Origin of the sequence: Kibdelosporangium aridum, assembly GCF_900176515.1 — a bacterium.
GTDB lineage: Bacteria > Actinomycetota > Actinomycetes > Mycobacteriales > Pseudonocardiaceae > Kibdelosporangium > Kibdelosporangium aridum.
In genome coordinates this window covers 283323-297865 of the sequence record NZ_FWXV01000008.1, presented here as the reverse complement: position 1 = coordinate 297865, position 14543 = coordinate 283323, and the positions used below count along the sequence as shown (strand labels likewise).

13 protein-coding genes are annotated in these 14543 nt (G+C 65.4%); 5 read left to right on the top strand and 8 right to left on the bottom strand.

What is annotated here, in order from left to right; all coding sequences use genetic code 11:
- Position 1: 1 nt before the first annotated feature.
- From B9C43_RS37215 to B9C43_RS37205, 3 genes are all read right to left on the bottom strand, one after another.
- Positions 2–3250 carry an ATP-binding protein gene (locus B9C43_RS37215; RefSeq protein WP_084431539.1) on the bottom strand — a complete coding sequence of 1083 codons (3249 nt, stop codon included), beginning with the start codon at positions 3248–3250 and terminating at the stop codon, positions 2–4.
- 883 nt (positions 3251–4133) lie between these two features.
- Positions 4134–5102 carry a protein kinase family protein gene (locus B9C43_RS37210; RefSeq protein ID WP_084431537.1) on the bottom strand — a complete coding sequence of 323 codons (969 nt, stop codon included), beginning with the start codon at positions 5100–5102 and terminating at the stop codon, positions 4134–4136.
- Positions 5103–5434: 332 nt separating this feature from the next.
- Positions 5435–6274 (bottom strand): hypothetical protein, encoded by an 840-nt coding sequence (locus tag B9C43_RS37205; RefSeq protein ID WP_200825867.1) that lies wholly within the window; start codon positions 6272–6274, stop codon positions 5435–5437.
- 89 nt (positions 6275–6363) lie between these two features.
- Here B9C43_RS37205 and B9C43_RS37200 point away from each other — a divergent pair, with 89 nt between their 5' ends.
- A complete protein-coding gene (locus B9C43_RS37200) occupies positions 6364–6564 on the top strand; it encodes a hypothetical protein (protein WP_084431535.1) in 201 nt (66 codons plus the stop codon).
- A gap of 8 nt (positions 6565–6572) precedes the next feature.
- On the opposite strand, the gene B9C43_RS37195 is transcribed toward B9C43_RS37200, so the two are convergent.
- The 3 genes from B9C43_RS37195 to B9C43_RS37185 form a co-directional block, all read right to left on the bottom strand.
- Positions 6573–8114 (bottom strand): B12-binding domain-containing radical SAM protein, encoded by a 1542-nt coding sequence (locus B9C43_RS37195; protein ID WP_084431533.1) that lies wholly within the window; start codon positions 8112–8114, stop codon positions 6573–6575.
- A gap of 263 nt (positions 8115–8377) precedes the next feature.
- A complete protein-coding gene (locus tag B9C43_RS37190) occupies positions 8378–8695 on the bottom strand; it encodes a hypothetical protein (RefSeq protein WP_143446867.1) in 318 nt (105 codons plus the stop codon).
- 20 nt (positions 8696–8715) lie between these two features.
- Complete coding sequence (locus tag B9C43_RS37185) at positions 8716–9183, bottom strand: DUF5994 family protein (protein ID WP_084431529.1); 468 nt, start codon at positions 9181–9183, stop codon at positions 8716–8718.
- A 476-nt stretch (positions 9184–9659) separates the two neighbouring features.
- On the opposite strand from B9C43_RS37185, the gene B9C43_RS55945 reads away from it, so the two are divergent.
- Positions 9660–9848, top strand: a complete 189-nt coding sequence (locus B9C43_RS55945) for a hypothetical protein (protein ID WP_143446866.1) — start codon at positions 9660–9662, stop codon at positions 9846–9848.
- Positions 9849–9931: 83 nt separating this feature from the next.
- Complete coding sequence (locus B9C43_RS37180; protein ID WP_033384754.1) at positions 9932–10549, top strand: MBL fold metallo-hydrolase; 618 nt, start codon at positions 9932–9934, stop codon at positions 10547–10549.
- A gap of 32 nt (positions 10550–10581) precedes the next feature.
- Here the strand turns inward: B9C43_RS37180 and B9C43_RS37175 are convergent, their stop codons facing one another.
- Positions 10582–11604: a PQQ-dependent sugar dehydrogenase gene (locus B9C43_RS37175; RefSeq protein WP_084431527.1), complete on the bottom strand. Its 1023-nt coding sequence runs from the start codon at positions 11602–11604 to the stop codon at positions 10582–10584.
- A 272-nt stretch (positions 11605–11876) separates the two neighbouring features.
- On the opposite strand from B9C43_RS37175, the gene B9C43_RS37170 reads away from it, so the two are divergent.
- Positions 11877–12173 (top strand): hypothetical protein, encoded by a 297-nt coding sequence (locus B9C43_RS37170; RefSeq protein WP_084431525.1) that lies wholly within the window; start codon positions 11877–11879, stop codon positions 12171–12173.
- A 39-nt stretch (positions 12174–12212) separates the two neighbouring features.
- Here B9C43_RS37170 and B9C43_RS37165 read toward each other — a convergent pair whose 3' ends face one another.
- On the bottom strand, positions 12213–13040 hold the full coding sequence (locus tag B9C43_RS37165; protein ID WP_084431926.1) for a transglutaminase-like domain-containing protein: 828 nt from the start codon (positions 13038–13040) through the stop codon (positions 12213–12215).
- 842 nt (positions 13041–13882) lie between these two features.
- Here B9C43_RS37165 and B9C43_RS37160 point away from each other — a divergent pair.
- Positions 13883–14284: a Fis family transcriptional regulator gene (locus tag B9C43_RS37160; protein WP_084431523.1), complete on the top strand. Its 402-nt coding sequence runs from the start codon at positions 13883–13885 to the stop codon at positions 14282–14284.
- The last annotated feature ends 259 nt before the right edge of the window (positions 14285–14543 follow it).

The window sequence follows — 14543 nt, the reverse complement described above, 5'->3', positions numbered from 1 at the left end:
GTCAGGTCGGCCGTAGACGGCCCGTGGGTGGCAGGGTGGCTCGGAGGCTGACGGCGCCGGCTTGGTGGCCGTGGTGGAACTCGGCGGCGAATTGGTCTGGTCCGAGGGCCGCGCGTACCGCGGCGGTGATTCGATTGACATCTTCCCGTTCATCGAGCGCCAGTGGCAGGCCGAGGGTGAGACGGCACGCTGCCGCAGCGCCGAGCAGCCGGGCCGCGTCGACATGCCGCCCGGTCATTGCCAGGGCTCCGGCCAGTCCATCTGTCGCGAAGGCGAGGTCCCGGATGTCGCCGCGTTGGTGGGCGACGTCGAACGCCTTTAGATGCAGTCCGAGCGCCGTCTCCGGGTCCCCACGCGACTCGGCGATGAGCCCTAGTTCGACCAGGACCATGGCGACGTGCATCGCGTGCGGGCCGTCGGTCTGACGCGTGGCTGACTCAATCAGGTTGTGCAGGTGGGTCTCGGCGATGTCGAGTTTTCCGGCCCGCCGCGCCGAGAAACCCAGCCCCAGTTCGGCGAAGACCATGTTGGGCTGGGAATCCTGCTGGATGGCCAAATGCATCGCCTTTTCGCACAGCTCCCGCGCACGGATGTGGTCGCCCAACTCGAGCGCGATCCACCCGAGCCAGCTGAGGTGCCGGGCCACTGCGGGCCACAGTTCGAACTCCTCGGCGAGGTGCAGCCCATCCTGATACAGCCGGGTGGCCCGCTCATGGTCCCCAGTCATCTCGGCCAGTCCGCCGAGCCACTCTGTCGCCTGCAGCAAGCCCCATCGGTCACCAAGCGTCCGGAACAGTTCGGCGCTGCGTGTTCCGTCGCGCTCCAGCGCGGTGGTGTCTGCTCGGGTATGGGCCAGTTTCGCCCGCGTGGCCAGCGCTGCTGCCGTCCCCCACCGATTACCGGTCTTGTCGAAGGCGTCCAGCGTTTGTGCCAGCAGCCGCTCGGCGCCGTCCACGTTGCCGACTTCGGCCTCGGCGAGGGCCAGGAAATACTGCGCCCTGGCCTTCGTGTCAGTGTCCGCGATGCCATCGCACCTGTCGAGGACAGCCTGCCGCCGGGCCGCCCAGCCGGCGGAATCGCCTTGCAGCAAAGTGATCGCGGCATGCGCTGTGTATGCCCGTGCGCTGTGCTCCGCAGTCGTGTTCCCACTGGCAGGCGGCACGACGGCCAGCGTCGCGGCCAGTGACCGGCGGGCGTCGGCCAGCCGGCCACGCAGGAACCAGTACCAGGTCAACGCGTTCACCATGCGCAGCGCGCAGTCCACTGCACCGGTGGAGATGGCAATGTTCAGACAGGCGTACATGTTGGGTGATTCGGCGTCCAGCCGCCGTAACCACTGTTGTTGCTCAGGGCCGCGCAGCGACGAGTCGGCCTGGACGGCCAGATCCGCGTAGTACTCGGCGACCCGAGCGCGCACTTCGTCGAGTTCCCCAGCTTCGCGTAGCCGTTCGACGCCGTACGCCGCGATGGATTCCAGCAGCCGGAACCGCGGACCGCCCGGCTGGTCGACCATGACCACGAGGGAACGGTCGACCAGCCGGGTCACCAGGTCCATCACATCGGCGGCGGGGACGTCGGCCGCGAAACAGGTCGCCTCGGCGGCATCCATTGTGGACCCGCCACTGTGCGCGGCCAGCCTGCGCAGCACCGCCTTCTCGGGCTCGGTGAGCAACTGCCAACTCCAGTCGATCACAGTAGCCAGCGTCCGATGTCGTGCGGGCGTGCCCCGGTGATCGACGGCCGGCAGGCGGAACCGGTCGTCGAGCCGTTCCACTAGCCCGTGCACGCCGACCGTCCGTACGCGGGTGGCCGCGAGTTCAAGTGCCAGAGGGATTCCGTCAAGCCGGATGCACAACTGCGCCACGGCCGCCCGGTTTCCAGCGTCGAGTGCGAACCCGTGTGCCGCCGCGGCGGCCCTGGCCACGAACAGCCGTACCGCGCCGTACCGGTCGAGATCACTTGTGTCGGCCGGATCCGGCACATCCAGCGCTGGAACACCCCAGACCACCTCACCGGGAATGCCGAGCGGCTCCCGGCTGGTAGTCAGGATTCGCAGGTCCGGTGCGGCCAGCAGGAGTTTCTCCGCCAGCTCAGCAACGGACTCGATCAGGTGTTCACAGTTGTCCAGTACCAGCAACACCTGCCGGGTGGACAGCACGACCGCGAGTTTGTCCAGCATCGGTCCCGGATCGGTGTCGTGGATCCCGAGCACTGCGAGCACCTCACCGGCGACCCCGGGCCCGCCGGTACGGTCGACAGCGGCGAGCTCGACCAGCCACACGCCATCGGCGAGCTCGTCCACCAGCTGCGACGCGGCCTCCAACGCCAATCGGGTCTTCCCCACCCCGCCCGGCCCGGTGAGGGTGACCAGACGGGCGGTCCGCAAGAGTGACCGCAGTTCGGCCACCATTCCATCGCGGCCGATCAACTCAGTGAGCGCGGGACGCAGGTTGGTGCGCGGCCGTTGAGCGAGGGGCGGCTGGCCGCGCGCACGGGCTCCGGTTGCCGCCACCAACGTCAGACTCGGATCAGCGGCGAGGATGTGCCGGTGGAGCTGCTGGAGGTCGGGACAGGGGTCGGTGCCCAGTTCTTCGGCCAGGCGCTGCCGGGTGTACTGGTAGTGCGCCAGGGCATCGGCTTGGCGTCCGGTGCGGTAGAACGCGAGCATCAGTTGCCCGGCAAGCCGTTCGTCCAGCGGGTTCTCATCGGCCAATGTGGACAGTGTGGGCAGCAGTCGGGCGTGCTGCCCACAGCGCAACGCAACGTCGATGTGGTCGAGTCGGGCAGTGGCTCGTTCTCGCTCAAGGCCGGTGCGCACGCCCACCAGCCAAGGCGTGTCCAGGCCGGCGAACGGCTCACCGCGCCACAATTCCAGGGCCTGCTCAGCCAGGACGAACGCGAGTTCGTCATCGGCCTCGGCGCGAGCCTGGCTGATCAGATCGCGGAACCGGTGCAGGTCGATCGCCTGCTCGTTGACGGCCAGGACGTACGTGCCCGACCGCTGGATGATGCGCATCCCGGTCGAACGGAGTGCGCGACGCAGCCGCGTCAGGTAGCTGTGGAGCGAGCTGCGCACGCGCAGCGGTGGATGATCAGCCCAGACCCGGTCGATGAGCTGATCAACGGACACCGCTGTATTGGCCTCGACCGCAAGCACCGCGAAGACACACCGTTGTCTGGGAGGGCCGATGTCCACGAGACGGCCATCGACGCGGACCTCGACGCTGCCGAGCAGGCGACATTCGAACATCGACTCCTCCCCTGTCCCCACCCCTAGGCATAGCGGTGCTGACCGATCGTTTCAAGCGAAAACCAAAAACTACCCCGTCCGGCCGGGCACCTTGCTAAACCGGGATGCACGGCCGTCCCATTGACTCCCAGCGGTCGGTCCACCGCCAGCCTTCAGCGCACGCCCAACCGTTCCCGGATCCATGATATTCACTTGTGTCCTGTTCGAACTTCCAGAACGCCTCACCATGCGCTGGGGCGTTGACATCCAATCCCGGACCCCACAGATGAAAATGCCCGTAGAAGGCGCTGTGCCGGTCTGCCACCTCGGCCCAGATCTTGTATCCCGTTCCCGTGTACTCGCGGAAGATTCGAATACCTCGGTCGACTCTGCTGTCCGGCTGAGGCACTTGCACGGCGGGTAGAACGTCACCGTTCCCGGCAGCAGTTTGAGCTCCGTGAGCCTGCGGAGCAATCGACATTGCCGCCGTTGTCGCCATAACCGCGACGCCGGCCATTACTGATTTGAACGACATGACATTCCCCTCTCGAAACTGTCAATCATTCGTAACATCAACCGGCGTGGCCCACTTGTTGTGGCCCGCGCCGGGTCACTTCGCCACAACGTGCCCGGCCGAACGGGGCAACTTCTTGGTTTTCGCTTGAATCGGCAGGCAACGGCCACAGCCGCGTTCGCGTTGAACGCACTCGACAGCCACCCACGCATGCACACACGGCTTACTCGACCAGACATCGCTTCAAGCGTGCCGAGCCTGGCCCGATGGAATCCGGACCGTCTCATCGCGGTAGCGGTAGGAGGTGGCGCCGAGCCGTCGGTACTTCCGCAGCCCTATGTCCATTGTGGAGAGGGGGCTGGTGTGGTCATCCGCTGTTCCGTGGATTTCTCAGAGGAACATACCGATCACGGTGGCGCCGACCCACACAATCACACCTATCGAGATGAGCACGAGCACCGCGGCGGCGATGGCCACCTTCTTGCGCCGTGCGGCGTCGTTGACTGGCGGTTTCGTGATCCAGACCGCGCCGTCCTTCTCGACGTCAGGGGTGTTTTCGTTGTCGTCGGGCAGCGCGGCGAGCGTGGTGGCGCGTTCGGCGTTCTCGGACACCAACCGGAGAACCCGAAGGATGCTGTCACTGGTACGGATGCCGCCGGCACTGACGTCGGCGATACTGCGGATCGCGATCTCGGACAGGTCGACCGGGACCTCCGGCTGCAACTCCCGAGGCGAGACGAGTGGGCCGCCCGGCACTGGCCAACTGCCGGTCAGCAGGAAGTACAGGATCGTGCCGAGGCCGCGCACGTCGTCGGTCAGGGTTGCTCCCGCCGGTGGGCCGGGAAACGCCAGCCGTAGCGTGCCCGCAGGAGTGACCCGGATGCGCAGCGGGTGTCCCACGCCGAGCACCACACCGCGTCGATGAGCCCGGTCCATCGCGTCAGCGAGGGGTTCAAGCAGCAGACAGGCATGGACCGGTGTGACTGGCTCCCGTGCGACCACGTCAGTCATGCCCGTGCCCCGGGTCCATTCGGCGGCGATGATGCCCACGATGCCCTCGCCGCGAGCCACGCCATCACCGACGCTCAACACGTTCAGCACTGGCGCCACGCCGGGATGCACTAAGCGGGACACAGACGCGGCACGCTGCAACGTGTGCCGCACAGTGTCAGGGCCCGAGGAATCACCAGTCAGAACGGTCAATGCGACATCTCGGTCGAGCTTGCCGTCGCGCGCCCGCCACAACTGCGCGCCGTCCCGTTCGTCCGCGCCGACGGGTTCCAGCAACCGGTAACGTCCGTCGCCAATCACGGTGTCCGGCGGCAGCAACCCATCCACCACCCGCGACCTGCCACCCATACGTCCACCCTGCCAGTTTCCGTCCTCAGCCAGTTCACCGTATGCCCGGAACCACACAGTCCGAAACCTCAAAGGACCCAAGTCACACGGCCGCTTCAGACTGGACACGAGTCGCCGGCCGGCCAAGACCACTACTATCTACTTTGGACAACAAGACCAGCTGCCAGCCCGTGCCGGCCGTTCCACAAGCCGTGGGCGTCAGTGCAGCCGGGTAAATCCACAGTGGATTCAGCAGCCATCCACGCCAGCACGACCGGTATTGTCGCCGGTTTCCCGCACCGCGGGAAACCTGAGCCGGTCGAGAACCTGGGCTACACCTCGCGCGGTGACTACTACTGCGGCTGGGAGCCGGTGCGCACACCAGTGATCGCGAACAACTCGACGTCCGCGACGTGTCCGCCGGTCGCCACGGCGATGGTCAGCGTTGTGCCTTCTGCAGCGGTGAACGACACATTCGCCTGCCATGCCACGTTCGTGCCGCCTGCCGGGATCATGCTGGTCCCGCCGATCCGCTTGCCGGCCAGTACCTGCACGTCCAGGCTCTCGTCGACGCCGGTGATCCGGCCACCGACTGCGACGGGCGATGTGACCGTCGAACCGTAGGCGGGCTGCGTGAGCGTCAACACCTTGTCCCGCGTGCCGACGGCCTCCCACGGCGAGTCTTCATCAGTGCCTGTCTTCACGAGGTGGACCGTCGCGGCAGTGCTGGTACCACCGTCGGGCAGGGCGTATCCGACACCGATCCAGGCCTGCGAACCGGCCACCGTCGTACTCGTGATCCGGTCGATGGTGGTGTACCCGAGGTAGGCCTGGGTGAACGACAGGGCGGTCATCCCGGCGTCGAGATGCCACGGCTGGTGACCGCCTTGCCGGTAACTGGCCTGCCATTGCTTCGCATCAGCGACACTGGCAAACGGATACAGCATCTGGTAACCCTCGATCGGCGAGGACATGGTGCTCGTCGTCGACGCGGACACCGTCGTCGAGGCCGGTGGCGACACCGTGCTCGAACCAGCGATCGGCGTGCCGGGCGGAGCGACGCCTTGATCACGCCGATCACCGGTCAGGACGACCACGAAGACCGCGGTCGCCACGATCAGCAGAACTGTCGCGGCCACGGCGATCCATTGCCAGCGCTTGCGTGCGGGCCGTTCGGAAGAGTTCGTACTCATGGTGATATCACCTCATTACCGAGGTTTCCCGCCCTGGCATTCCTCAAGCAGGGACGAAGGGCTCAGCATCACGTGCCAAATGGCCTTCGATGACGAGACTGACCGGGTTCGTCTTCGCCAATTGGGCCGCTTGTATACCCGCGATCAAGGACGCCGTCGGCGGTCTCGCAGACTACGTCGGTCTGGCAGCCGCGCTGTTGCTGCCCGCGCTGTTGGTCACGGCGTCAGCGCTCGGCGCCAGAGCCCTCACGCCGGCACGTACCGTCACGTCCGAGCGCGGGCATCCATAGCCCGCGCCTTACCGCTTTTTGGTGGTGAAGTGGTGTGGCTGGTGGTCAGCCGGTGAGAGGTCGGGGGTCCGGTCGGCGGGCGACAGCAGTTCACCGTAGCGGCCCAGCATGCGCTCGCTGATATGGCGGTAGAACCCCGGCAGGGTGGCGGTTCTGCCCTCGTGGAACGCCAGAAACGCCGGGTCTGATCGCAGCATTCCCAGAATCCGCCGGAAGCTCATGATGTCGGAACGGAAACCCGCTGTGCGTGCCCGGTGAACGTATCCGACGGCGCGATTGGATGTGGTGCGCAGCCGTCGACGCAGCATCGTGGGGGATGCGGCGTGCGAGTAAAGCTCGATGAGTTTCTCGTAATAGGTGATCGGGTCGTAGTTTTTGATGGTGGTCACCAGATAGGGCGCGTAGTAGAAGCTGAACGGCATGGCGGAGAGGATCCGTCCGTTCGCGGCGAGTTCGTCGTGCAGCGGGGTACCGCCGAACGGTACGGGGATGTTGATCGTCGGAAAGGCGAACGGGGCCAGGTCCATGAACCGTTTCGTCAGCTCGACCGGTTCGTCACCCTGATCTGTGTCGAGACCGAACATGAAGTTCGCCTGCAGGTACGGCACGTTCTCGGCCAGTTGCGCGAAGTGCGCGGCGACCCGGTCGACCTTCGCAACCCCGCCGGTACGGCCGACGCCGGCCTTGTTCGAGTAGTCGGTCCACGACTCGACACCCGGCGCGACCATCGCGCAGTTCGTTTCCTTCAGGCGACGCGGCCGGTCGCCGCGCAACACGGTGAGCGAGCTCTCGATGATGTACGGCGGCCGTTGGCCAGGCGGCTGGGCCTCCAGGGTCTCGAAGACCTCGTCGAACTTCACCGCGAAGTTCGGGTCGTGGAACACGGTGAGCGTGCCTGGCAGGTGCCGGGAAAGGTAGCGCAGGTCGGCGCTGAGCCGCTCCGCGGGCAGTGCCCGGTAGGTGCTGTTCCAATCGATGCAGAAGTCACATCGGTACGGGCAGCCCATGCTCGCGAGCATCGGCACCGCCGACAGCAGCAGCGGCTTGCGGCCCCAGAAAAACGCCGACGAGCGGATTTCGGGCATCCGTTCCTCGACGGCCGGCACGTCGTCGAACGGCTGGCGGGCCGAGACCAAGGTGCCCGGATCGAAGTCCCCGGCCAGGATGTCGGCGACCAGCGGCGGGTCGCACTCCCCCACGACCAGGTCGAAGAAACGCAGACAGTCCACCGGGAACGCCTTGGCGTGCGGGCCGCCGATCACCGTGCGGACACCGGCACCGCGATAGAGCTTCGCCAGCGCGTACGCGAGATGGCTGACTTGCGTGTAGCAGGAGATGAACACCACGTCCAGGTCAGCGGGCAACAGGCGATGCGGTTTGCCCACGCCGTAATAGGTGGCGTAGAAGGTCTCATGCCCCATTCGGCGGCACCACACCGAGATGGCCTGCGGGGTGATGCTCGCGTACTGCTTGGTGATCAACAGCTGATAGCCGAGATCCACCGGACGCCGCACCGGCGGACCCAGAAGATCGAGGATCCCTACTCTCACTGCGCGGCTCCCTCGGGTAGCTCGCCGGGTTCGGCCAGGGAACGGCGATCAGCGACGAGCACGACTGACACGCGCTGACAGCGACGTCACCAGGGTCTAGAGCAAACAGCGATCAAGTGGATGCTACGCCAACGGGGTTCATCCGGCACTTCCGTCCGCAGCACCTCACCCGGAAGTCGTCGGCGGACCGATACGGGTGGCCGGGTTGTGGTCATGAGGTTCTTCTTGTCAATGTCCTCAATAGACAGAGAGGTACGCCCGGTCTAGCGGGATCGATTTGCCCTTGCTGTCTCGAGCGGCACTGCCGACGCCGGTTGCGGCGCCTCGTCTTCGTTGTCGGTGATGGCCGGCTCCGGCGGCGGAGGTGTACGACGGAGAGTGGCGAAAGCGACTAGCACGCCGACAGCGATACCCAGCATGAGTATGCCGACAGTCTCCAGCCAGTTGCGTCGTGGCCGACGCCCGAGCAAGGCGTCGCCAGCCAGGTGAATCCGTTCACGCACGTCGTCGTTGATGCCATGCGCCCGTTCAGCCGCGTGATGTGTCCATTCGGACACGGGTTTGCCTACAAGTTGCGTCATTCTAGTCTCTCCGAATGTATTCACGCCGACGGCTCACCGGGATGGCGGTTGTCCAGGGCCAGAATCATCGTCGGGCTGTCTGAGTTGTCGCGGCCAGCGGCCGCCATCATCGCGTCATGACTGGCCACCTCGGTCATGTCCTGGGGGATCACCAGCAGGCGGATACGCCGCCGGTCCGAAGCGATGACGCTGATGACGTTGCCGTCCTGCGACCGGAATCCCTCCAAACGGACGTCACGACCGTCGAGCCGGATCCGGCGTGGCGCGGGCTCCCACGAGGTCAGGGCGTACACCACCCGCCACACCACCCCGAGCCGGACACTGAGCACCTCGGCGAGAGCAGGCAGCTCCGCGGCCAGATCCCGCGATCGCGGCCACCAGGCGCCGTCGACGTAACCGCTGATCGACCCCGCGGGCTTGAGCCGCAACCGGGTCCGCTCACGCGACGGGTTGAGCGGTGGAATGATCGGTGTGGATGAGACTGACATGACGTCAGTGCTCCGTCCTGGCCGCCTCGCGACCGATGTGAGAGAACCGAGGACGGCGCAAACTCGAATATCTGCGCACGAAATGCTCTCGACAACTCCACACGATACGCCTTCAGCGGCTGTACCGCCTCGATCCCGAAGACGATCATGGCCGCCGCAGCGTCAAGCCGATGCAGACCCCTGCGACACACGTCGCAGTCCGCTGGCGGGAACAAACGCAGAGCCACTAGAGTTGAATAAGTTGTAGTTCGCATATTTTCCCTCGAGTCCGTGTCCCCCGCCGCTGCTCGACGCAGCCGTGCCGGTGTGACCGGTGACAGAGGAAACTCAAGGTCCTGAAAGGACAAGCATCAGCACTTCAACCACATCCGGCGCCGTTCTCACGCCGGACCTGTTCAGCCATCCGTACACCTACAACCCGCGCGAGACGAACTATCCGGTCGTTGACCACCGCATCTCGCGCGACGGTCTCTTCCGTGACCCATTCGACGGGGCCACGACAGTTCTGCCCCGGCGCCCAAATGGCCAGCACGGAACTGCGGATGGCACTGGCCATCCTGCTGACCCGGTTCCTGGATCTCACCGTCGCCGTCCCTGACACGAGCTGCAGTCGCAGGCCACCTGGTGATCACAGCGGTCCTGGTGGCGTGTATCAATGCTGTTGAGGCGTTCGCGGGCCTCGATGTTCGGCCGTAGTGCCCGACGGGCGAACGAACGCAATGACAACCAGCGAACCCGGAGTCGAGCCATGACCGTCGCGCGGATCGAGAAAACCGTCATCTCCGGCACTTTCAGCCTGGATGGTCAGCACTTCGACGTCGACAACAACGTCTGGCTGGTCGGCGACGACAACGAAGTGTTGATCATCGACGCACCGCACGACGCCGACCCCATTGTCGCGGCGATCGGTGGTCGCCGGGTGAAGGCGATCGTGCTCACCCACGGACACAACGACCACATCACCGCCGCGGTGGACCTGCGAGAGATGACGGGCGCACCGATCTGGTTGAACCCCGCGGACCGGATGCTCTGGGATGTCGTCCACCCGGCCGCGGCGCCCGACGGCGACCTCGCCGAGGACACACAGTTCACCGTCGCGGGCACGACGCTGACCGCGTTGCACACGCCGGGGCACTCGCCGGGCAGCACCTGCCTGCTCACACCGGATCTCGGCACCGTCTTCACCGGTGACACGCTGTTCTGCGGCGGGCCTGGGGCGACCGGACGCTCGTACAGCGACAAACCGACGATCCTGAACTCCATCCGGTCGCGGCTGCTCACCCTGCCCGGAGACACGGTGGTGAAGACTGGTCACGGCGACGACACCACCATTGAGGCCGAGATTCACAACGTCGACCAGGCCTGATGGTTGGCGGCATGTCCGGATCGGACAGCCATTCAGCCGTCAGTGCTGATGATCCGATCATCCGTCGGACGCGGCGTGCCCCCGTTGCCGTCCCGGTTCGTCGTCGCGATCCACAACTTTCCGTCCGGCGCGACCACGGCCTCACGCAACCGTCCGTACGTGCCTTTGAGAATCGCCTCTGGCTTGGCCAGAGTGCCGTCGGTCTTGATCTTGGACTTCCACAGTCGCTCGCCGCGCAACGCGGTCACGTACAGATTGCCCTTGTAGACCGCGATCCCACTCGGCGACGCTTGGTCGACCGCCCATGTCACCAGTGGGTTGACGTACTTCTTGTTGGTGCACGGGCCTTCGCACTCCGGCCAGCCGTAGTTCTTGCCGGCCTGAATCAGATTCACCTCGTCGAGGTCTTGCTGACCGAGTTCGGAGGCGTACATCCGCCCCTTGGCGTCCCACGCCAGGCCCTGCACGTTGCGGTGTCCCATGGAATAGACCAATGACCTGAACGGGTTGCCCGGAGCGGGCTTGCCGTCCGGCGTCATCCGCAAGATCTTGCCGCCCAACGACTTCGGGTCCTGAGCACTGTCACTGTTGGCGGCATCGCCAGTACCGGCGTACAGGAAACCGTCCGGGCCGAACGCCAGCCGCCCGCCGATCTGCGCTCCGGCCACTGGGATACCTTTGACGATCACCTTCGGTGACTCGCCAAGACGCAGCCGCACAATTCGGTTGTCCAACTCAGTCGTGTAGTACACGTAGATGTATCGGTCGGTCGTGTACTTCGGCGACACCGCGATCCCCAACAACCCGCCCTCACCGTTGACCTGCACGCCGGAGATCTTGGCGACCTCGCGCACGGTACCGCCCTTGATCGACAGGATCCGCCCCGTGTCCCGCTCAGCGACCAAGGCGCTCTTGTCGGGAAGGAATGCCACGGCCCACGGCACGCGCAGCGACGTCGCGACTTCCGTGGCCGCGATCGGTACCGCGGATGCACCCTGTGGCACGGCCACTAGGAACACAGCAAGCAGCAGCGCTGTGATCTGGGACTTCTTCATGTGCCCTCCTTGTCGACCACTGGAGTCGGCAGCGGGCGGCGGTCCGAAGCCTCGTGCACTGTAAACGTTTACATCAAGTTCGCGCTGCCCGCAACATCCGCGTAGAGCAACTCGGCGCAGCGACGAACTGCACACGTAGTGTCCGTTTTATGACAGTATGTGTCAGTTGGTGATGAACCGGGGCATCTGCCGCCTAGCCGGGCCGAGACCTGCTCATCCGAGACAGTCACGCGCATGTTCGTGCCGAAGTCCCGACTCGAGAGGTCAACGTCATGGGTCTGTTCGACATCGTCAAGGAAAAGATCAGCGAGCTCTTGTCCGGCGCCACCGACAAGGTCACCGAGCTGACGGAATCCGCTGGCAACCTCACCGACACGGCGCAGGGAGCAACCGATACCGCAACCGGCGCGGCACAAGACCTCACCGGCACCGCAACCGGCGCGGCACAAGACCTCACCGGCACCGCGACCGGCGCGGCACAAGACCTCACCGGCACCGCGACCGGCGCGGCACAAGATGTCACCGGCTCCGCGTCCGAGGCGATCCCTGACGTCAACCCAGAGAAGTAGGAACACAGCAGCGCGGCCGGTGATCATCGGGCGTGCCGGTCAGGCCGGCCGATCACATTCCTCCGCGATGACCCGCATCGCCTCCAGATGGGGACCGCCGAATGTGGTGGCCATCGCGACATCGGCGGCATCCCTGCCGCGACCGATCGGTACCCGTCCCTTGCGAGGCTCGTTGTTGCGGGGATCGAAGGTCCACCAGCGCCCGGCCAGCCACACCTCCATCCAGGCCGCGAAGTCCATCGGCGCCGGATCCGGATCGGTATCCATGTCCGGCAGGTAACCGAACACGTAGCGCGCCGGAATGTTCAACGCACGGCAGAACGAAATCGCCAAGTGGGTGAAGTCCCGGCACACACCGAACCCCGACGCGTTGACATCCGCGGCGGTGGACATCGCAGTGGAACTGCCATATCGAAAACTCAGGTGACCATGCACGTGCGCGCAGATCTGCCGAACGCGACTGTATCCAGGTCTGGCCGAGCCGAACCGGGACCACGCCTCGTCGCCGAGCATGTCAGGTAGGCAGTACCTGCTCGGCAGAGTGTAGAGAAGGACGTCATCCGGCAACATGTCCGGTGGAACTTCCGCCGCGTCCTCGGCTACGTCGTCGGCGACATCCAGCACCTCGGCGAATGCCTGGTACTGCAGGCTCGATCGGCCGATCGGCAGCACCACTCGCGTGCACGGATTGCCGTAGAGGTCGCGGTAGTGGCGCATCGGTACGTCGGGCTGCATCGACCACTGCTCGCCGGCCACACGCACATCACCACCGCCGCTGGGCTGCACCTGGAACACCGTGGGCGTCTCGATCTCGGCCCGGTAGTCGAAGGCGCACCCGATCCGCAGCCACCTCTTCTGCTCGGTCATCGCTGCGAAACTGCGCACGGAGGGCTTGGGCAGGGCGTCATCCGCGGCCCCAGGTTGCGCGCTTGAGTACCGCGTCTGTTCCGCATTCCGCGCCGAGGCAGCGGCTCGGGCAAATCTGCCTTGCTCATAGGTCATATAGGTCCGCTCTGTCCCGGGGCCTTCGGCTTCAACCTCAAAAGCAAGGTGTGCCGAGGCGGCTCGGTGACCAATGTGGCCAGAGGAGTGGTGATGCGCGTGCGCGGTCCCGACATCATGCCAGTACTCCCGTCCACAGCCGCGAAAACCCGGCCGGTGCGGGCGTCGCCGAAAACGACGCGAGCTTGACCGCTCGCATACAAAGTGCTTTCGACACCTCCGACAGTACACCTCGGCGGCCATGATCGGTCGATTACGGTGAAAAGGATCCGGCCAAGAGTGCCGCCAGCGGTCCACTGGCTGACCTGTCCATTGTGTCCAACGCGATTCGGTTTCATGGTACCGGGATCTCAAAAGTCCTTTATGGACGATCGCGTGAAAACGCGGTACCGGACGCAGAAGCCTTACACGACAAGCTGTGCACGGCAACCGCCGATGGATGCCCATCTCAGCGTATACTGAGCAGTACTGAGGGATGTCGAGCACCGGCACTCAAGCCGGGCCACCTTGGGCGCACAAGACCGGCCGGCGAGTCCGGCCAGAGGCGGGAGCGCCGAGATGATCTCGGACCTGCTTGTCACCGACGCTGACGGGCCCCTCCAGCGCACACCCCCGCCGGTGAATACATCCCTGCCAGCAATGGCGTTTCGTTCGGCGGGCAACCGAACATCGCGCCGAGCGTGTGGCAGCACAGAAAGGCGCAGCACATGACCGGAACTCCGGAAGATCCCACCGTGATCGCCCAGCGACTCCGCATTGTCACCGGATTCCATGTGTCCGAACGCGACTGGATCATCCAACGCCTTGCCGCGCTCGAGCCGAGACTGCGGTCCTTCCGCGACGAACAGGTCGACCTGGAAATCAGTCTCAAGGATCGCGACGGCGTGGATCAGCGAGTCACGCTGGAATGCTGGATCCGCCGCGCCACCCGGCTGCACCTGGTGACCACCTCCTCGGCGCAGAGCCTGGCGGTAGCGCTCAACGAAGTCCGCAATGGCCTGATCCGTAAGATCGACGACGCCAAGACCCGCACCGAACCGCGCAACAACCGCGCACTGCGTCACCCCCAGACGACACCAAACCCGAGTAACCCGACCACGTCCCCTTGACAACACAGCCATCGACAGCCCAGCTGTCCATAATGGATCCGCCGTGAAGGCCATGGGCCGCGGTTCGGGATGTCTCGGGCTCGCGAGCCGGATCGCGACACGGTGCCGCTCACTCCATCATCCGGGGTGAGCGGCACCGGCTTGTCCAAGAGGAACGAGACCCACGGGTTCAGTCCGCCAGGCACGGCTGCTTGTGACTGCGTTTCCGGCGTTCGACGGCGGGCATCCCAGTTCATGGGGCCCTCGCCGGCCAACTGTT